Below are 6,015 nucleotides of genomic sequence, written 5' to 3'. Positions count from 1 at the left end.
CGATCTGGACGTGCTGCTGGCGTTCTACGACTACCCCGCCGAGCACTGGGTGCACCTGCGGACCACGAACCCGATCGAGTCCACGTTCGCGACCGTGCGCCACCGCACCCGCGTCACCAAGGGACCGGGATCACGAGCCGCCGGGCTGGCGATGGCGTTCANGCTCATCGAGGCCGCCCAGGCCCGCTGGCGNGCGGTCAACGCACCCCACCTCGTCGCCCTCGTCCGCGCCGGCGCCGTCTTCGAAGCCGGCCAGCTCGTCGAACGACCCACCACCACACCCGTCAACCAAGCCGCTTAACGATCACCATCCACAGGTCTTGACAATTCCTCAAGTTGACTGGACGAAGCGCGAAAGAGCGTTACTGCACCAGCGTGGCTGTTCACCGCCTGTCCCACGCTCTGCGCCATCTGGGCGATCGCTGTGGCTCTGAGGGCCGCTTTCCAAGTTGGTCCAAGGTCCACCTGAGCGCGCGGGTGGTGGCGAGGGTGTGGGGGTGGTCGGAGCCGAGGGCGGTGCGTTGGCGGGTGAGGGCGTCGTCGCGCAGGGCGCGTGCTGTGCTGTGCTCGCCAAGCTCGTTCAGGCTGACCCCGAGGTTGTGGGCGGTGGCTTCAACGTAGCTGTTCAGCTGAGGTCGAGGCTGAATGTGCTGTTCAGGCCGGGTGTGCGGCGGGTGGGAGCCAGGGGCCCGTGGTGAACAGTTGGACGAGGGCGTCGAGGGTGTCGACGCCCCATTTGCTGGCGGTGGACAGGTAGGACTGCACGATGGCGAAGTCCGCGAGGCCGGTCAGGGTTCGCCAGCAGCCACCGGAGACCCGTTGTTGGATCTTGACTGGTCGGACGTCACGTTCCGCGAGATTGTTCGAGAAGGGGACCGTCAGGTCGGTCGCGAACCGGAGGATCATGTCCTCGTAGCGGCGGAACCGGCGGATCAGAGTCCGGGCGTCCTGCGCGAGGGGGCTTCGTTTCCCCTGGTTGTCGGTCTCACCGCGGGCGAGCGCGCCGAGGTGGTGGTTGCGGATCTCGGCGAAGATAGCCGGGTCGAGGGCATGGTGGCCGGCCGCGCGGGCGGCGGTCGCGGCGTGGTGGGCGTCGAGCAGGGTGGTGGCCAGTGCGTCGGCCCAGACCTGCCCGGGCGGGTCACCGTCGTGGACCTGGCGCAGGTCCCGCAGCAGGTGGGCGCCGCACCAGGCGTGCAAGGCCCCGGCCAGATGGGCGTAGCCGCTGTAGCCGTCCCGGACCAGCACCCCGGTGAAGGCGGGCCAGACCCCGCCGGCGTCGATCGTGGCGGCTGAGCGGTCCCCGACGTGCATCACGGTCAGGTAGTCGGTGCACGCGACGTGCAGGTAACGCAGGGCGCCGTCGGCGCGGGCGGTGGTCTCGTCCGCGTGCGCGACCGGCGCGGCGGCGACGAGCGCCCGCACCCGGGGCAGGAACGTGACCTCCAGCAGGCGGGCGGCCCGGCCCCGCACGGTGGCGACCCAGCCCGTCGAGACCGCGGCGCCGGCCAGGACGGCGAGCACCCGGCCGGCCCGGCGGACCGGGAGGTGCTGGGCGCACACCAGCCAGACCGCCCGCGCAAGCAGGCCCGGCCCGTAGCCGACCCGGCCGGTCACCCCCGCCGGGGCGTCCGCGCTGGTGGTCGCCGTACAGCACGGGCAGACCCGCGCCACGACCCGATACTCGGTCACATACGGCCTCGGCGGCGGAGGCGGGACGTCGAACACCTGATGACGGCGCACCCCGAACACCGGCGCCCCCGCCAGAGAACCACCGCACCCCGCGCACGACGACGGGTCGAGCGTGACGACCTCGTCCGGGTCAGCGACCATGTTCCGGGTCTGGCCGGGCTCACCGGGCTGCTTCCCACGCGGACGGCCCGACGACGACCGCGACGACCGCTTCGGTGCCTTCGTGAACGGGCTGTCCGACGACGGCGGACGCGACGACGTCGAACTGTCCGCGCCAAGCCTGCGTTCGAGCTCGGCGACCCGTGCCGTCAGCCGCTCGATCACCGCGGCCTGTTCCGCGACCAGGCGCACGAGCTCCTCATAGCTCGGCCGGCCGACGGACTCCNCCCCCACAACCTAACCGATCTTGACCCGCCGGCAGGCAACCACGAGACCGATCACCAGACAAGATCCGCAAGACAGCCGCTCAACCAAGCTGAACAGCTACGCTTCAACCTTCGGACCACGGTGGCATCGCATCATCGACGAATGCCTACGCATCCGACGTGCCGATCATCGTCGGTCCCTCTACCGCAACCCCCTCACCCGACGGACCGAAGCGCTGACCTTCGTAGACATGGTTATCAACGACGCACCCCAACCCTCAGGAACCGGCTAACCGCCCTCCCCGCCCTCAATCCACAGGTATTGACAATTTCTCACGGCGTGCCGCTTGCGGGCTCGCTCGATTTCGCCGGCGCGTTGCTCGGCGAACTTGCCGCCGTCGGCCGCGCTGATCGGGTTCACCCAAACCGAACATCGCCGGCGGCGCTACGCTGCTGTGTCGTGCAGGGGACGCGTCTCGACACTGCTCGGATCCGGGCGGCTCGCCGGGTGATCGACCCGGTTTTTCTCGACACGCCGCTGTACCGCTGCGAGGCGCTGGAGCCCGCCCTCGGGTGCGCGGTGAGCATCAAGCTCGAAACGGCGAACCCGGTCCGCAGCTTCAAGGCCCGCGGTACCGAGGTGGTCGCGAGCCAGCTTGCCGAGCATGGCTCGCGAGCCGTGGTGTGCGCCAGCGCGGGCAACCTTGGCCAGGCCCTCGCCTGGTCCGGTCGCGGCCGGGGGCTCGACGTCACCGTCGTGGCCTCCCGCTTCGCCCCTGCGGCCAAGCTTGATCGCATCCGCGCCCTGGACGCCAGGGTGGAGCTGGTGGACGGCGACTTCGACCTGGCTCGGGAGCGGGCGGCGGCCGTCGCGCGGCACGACGGCATCCGGCTGGTCGAGGACAGCCTGGACCTCGAGACCTGCGAGGGCGCGGCGACCATCGGCCTGGAACTGGTGGGCCCGGAACTGGTGGGCCCGGAACCGGTGGACACCGCGCCGTCGTTCGACGCCGTCCTGATTGCTCTCGGCGGCGGGGCGCTGGCCACCGGGGTGGGTCATGTGGTGAAGGCCCTGGCGCCCGGCGTCGAGGTGATCTGCGTCCAGCCGCTGGGCGCACCGGCGATGACCCTCTCGTGGCGCGGGCGGCGCGTCGTCACCACCGACGCGACGAACACCATCGCGGACGGCGTCGCCGGCCGGCGTCCGATCCCGGCCGTCCTGGCCGACCTGCTCCTGGTCGCGGACGATGCCGTCCTGGTCCAGGAGGCGTCGATCATCGCCGGGATGCGGATGCTGCTCGACCACGCCGGCCTCGTCGTCGAACCGTCGGCCGCGCTCGGCATCGCGGCAATCCTCGAAGACCGTGACCGCTTCGCCGGCCGCCATGTCGTCACCATCGTGTGCGGCAGCAACGTCGACGTGGACGCCTACCACCGCTGGGTCGGTCCGGCTTCCACCCGCAGGCCCTGACCTCTGCGCCTCCCGCTACAGGGTGTTCGCGAGCCGGTCGGCGAGGATGCGAGTGAAGCGGGACGGGTCGGGGAGTTCGCCGCCCTCGGCGAGCAGGGCCATGCCGTACAGCAGCTCGGCCGTCTCGCCGAGAACGTCGGAGTCCGCGTCCTGCTGCTCATGGGCCTTCCGCAACCCCGACACCAGGGGATGAGTGGGATTGAGCTCCAGGATGCGCTTGGGATGCGGCACGTTCTGCCCCATGGCGCGGTACATCTTCTCCAGGGTCGGGGTGATGTCGTAGGTGTCGCCCACGAGGCAGGCCGGTGACGTCGTGAGGCGCGACGACAGACGAACCTCCTTCACCTGCTCCTGCAGGGTCTTTGCCAGCCAGGACAGCAGCTCGGCGAAATCCTTCTGCTGCTGTTCCCGCTCGGGTTCGGCGCTCTCCTTCTCGTCCGCCGTGCCGAGATCGACCTGGCCCTTGGCGATTGAGCGCAGCGGCTTTCCGTCGAACTGCGCCACCCGCTCGACCCACACCTCGTCGACCGGGTCCGTCAGGATCAGGACCTCGTAGCCGCGGGCCTGGAACGCCTCCATGTGGGGCGACTTCTCGACCATCAACCGCGACTCGCCGGTCATGTAGTAGATGTCGTCCTGGCCGTCCTTCATCCGCTCGACGTATTCCCGCAGGGTCGTCGTCTGCTCCGGGTCACGCGTCGACGCGACGGAGACGATGTCCAGGATCGCCTCCTGGTTGTCGACGTCGTCGAGCAGCCCTTCCTTGACGACGGGGCCGAACTCCTTCCAGAAGGTCCGATAGCGCTCGGCGTCGTCGGTCTGCAACTGCCTGACGGTGGAGAGCACCTTCTTGACCAGCCGGCGGCGAACCTGCTGGATCTGACGGTCCTGCTGGAGGATCTCACGCGAGATGTTCAGCGACAGGTCGTGCGCGTCGACGACGCCCTTGACGAAGCGCAGATAGTTCGGCATGAGCGCCTGGCAGTCGTCCATGATGAACACGCGCTTGACGTAGAGCTGGACGCCGCGCCGGCCGTCCTGCGCGAACAGGTCGAGCGGTGCGTGGGACGGGAGGAACAGCAGCGCCTCGTACTCGAAGAGCCCCTCGCCCTTCATGTGGATGGTCTCGAGCGGGTCGGTCCAGTCGTGGCTGAGGTGGCGGTAGAGCTCGTGGTACTCGGCCTGGTCGACCTCGTCGCGCGGGCGCGCCCACAACGCCTTCATCGAGTTGAGGGTCTGGATTTCGGTCGTGGCCGCGCCGGCCTCGCCTGTGCTGGCATCGTTCGTGCCGGCCTCGTTCGTGCGCTCGACGGCCATCCGGATGGGCCACGCGATGAAGTCGGAGTACTTCTTGACGATCTCGCGGATCTTCCATTCGGCGGTGTAGTCGAACAGATGGTCCTCGGTGTCCTCGGGCTTGAGGTGCACGGTGACCGCGGTGCCCTGCGGCGCGTCGTCGACGTCGGCGATGACGTAGGTGCCCTCGCCGCTGGACTCCCACCGCGTGCCGCCGCTCGTGCCGGCCCGCCGGGTCAGCAGCGTGACCGTGTCCGCCACCATGAACGTGGAGTAGAAGCCGACGCCGAACTGCCCGATGAGGTCCTGTGACGCGGCGGCGTCCTTCGACTCCTTCAGCTTGCGGAGCACCTCGGCCGTTCCCGACTTCGCGATGGTGCCGATCAGCTCGACGACGTCGTCCCGGGACATGCCGACACCGTTGTCGCGCACCGTGAGAGTGCGCGTCTCCCGGTCGACCTCGATGTCGATGTGCAGGTCGGACGTGTCAGCCTGCAGTTCTTTGTTGACCAGCGACTCGAGACGAAGCTTGTCGAGGGCGTCGGACGCGTTGGAGATCAGCTCGCGCAGGAAGATGTCCTTGTCCGAGTAGATCGAATGGACCATCAACTGCAGAAGTTGACGGGCCTCGGCCTGAAATTCAAGCGTCTCGATCCGGTTGCTCACGCAGACCTCCATGCGGACACGGGCAGTTCGGGGCAGGATCAACGCGGGGTCCCATGCGGCCGGGGAGGCACTCCTGCGGCGCGCCAACCCGGAGACGGCACAGCGCTACCGGCGTCCCCCATTCGCGGAGTCAAATATTAGCGCAGCCGGACTCGTTCTCACGCGCGCCTTCGGAGCACCTGCGGAGGAGGCGCGGGCCGTGTCCTGATCATCGATGCCGCGTCGGGGAACCTTCGGGCGGCCCCTCAGCCGGGCAGGCGCGCGGTGACGATGTAGGCGGTCTCGCTGAAGAGGAATTCGTCGGCCGCGTCGGCCGCTTCCAGGTCGCTCCACCAGCGGTCGACCTCGGTCGGTGTGACGCCACCGAGACCCTGGTCGGCGGCGGAACGGATCGCGGTCGCGACCTCTCGAAGACGAAGGTCCGCAGCCTCGGCTAGCCCTGTCCTTCGCACGTTCGTGCGATGTGACAGTTCCGTGATCTTTTGGTTGTTCCGTGTCGGGTTTGCCGCGGGGTGGAGTGGTGGG

3 protein-coding genes and 3 pseudogenes are annotated in these 6,015 nt (G+C 68.9%); 2 read left to right on the top strand and 4 right to left on the bottom strand.

What is annotated here, in order from left to right; translation table 11 throughout:
- Positions 1 to 161 (top strand): annotated as a pseudogene (locus FF36_RS39685) (transposase); the annotation flags it as partial.
- 222 nt (positions 162 to 383) lie between these two features.
- Here FF36_RS39685 and FF36_RS34745 read toward each other — a convergent pair.
- Entirely contained in the window at positions 384 to 629 is a 246-nt protein-coding gene (locus FF36_RS34745; protein ID WP_255650249.1) for a tetratricopeptide repeat protein, read from the bottom strand.
- Positions 630 to 654: 25 nt separating this feature from the next.
- Positions 655 to 2,077, bottom strand: a pseudogene (gene tnpC / locus FF36_RS30855) (IS66 family transposase); the annotation flags it as partial.
- 440 nt (positions 2,078 to 2,517) lie between these two features.
- Between tnpC and FF36_RS30850 the strand changes: the two are divergent.
- Positions 2,518 to 3,528, top strand: a complete 1,011-nt coding sequence (locus FF36_RS30850; RefSeq protein WP_044888744.1) for a threonine ammonia-lyase — start codon at positions 2,518 to 2,520, stop codon at positions 3,526 to 3,528.
- 15 nt (positions 3,529 to 3,543) lie between these two features.
- Here the strand turns inward: FF36_RS30850 and htpG are convergent, their stop codons facing one another.
- Entirely contained in the window at positions 3,544 to 5,490 is a 1,947-nt protein-coding gene (htpG, locus tag FF36_RS30845) for a molecular chaperone HtpG (RefSeq protein ID WP_044888743.1), read from the bottom strand.
- Positions 5,491 to 5,735: 245 nt separating this feature from the next.
- Positions 5,736 to 6,015: pseudogene (locus FF36_RS35780) on the bottom strand (methyltransferase domain-containing protein); the annotation flags it as partial.

Origin of the sequence: Frankia torreyi, from assembly GCF_000948395.1 — a bacterium.
Taxonomy (GTDB): Bacteria; Actinomycetota; Actinomycetes; order Frankiales; family Frankiaceae; genus Frankia; species Frankia torreyi.
This window is presented reverse-complemented; position numbering and strand designations above follow the sequence as displayed.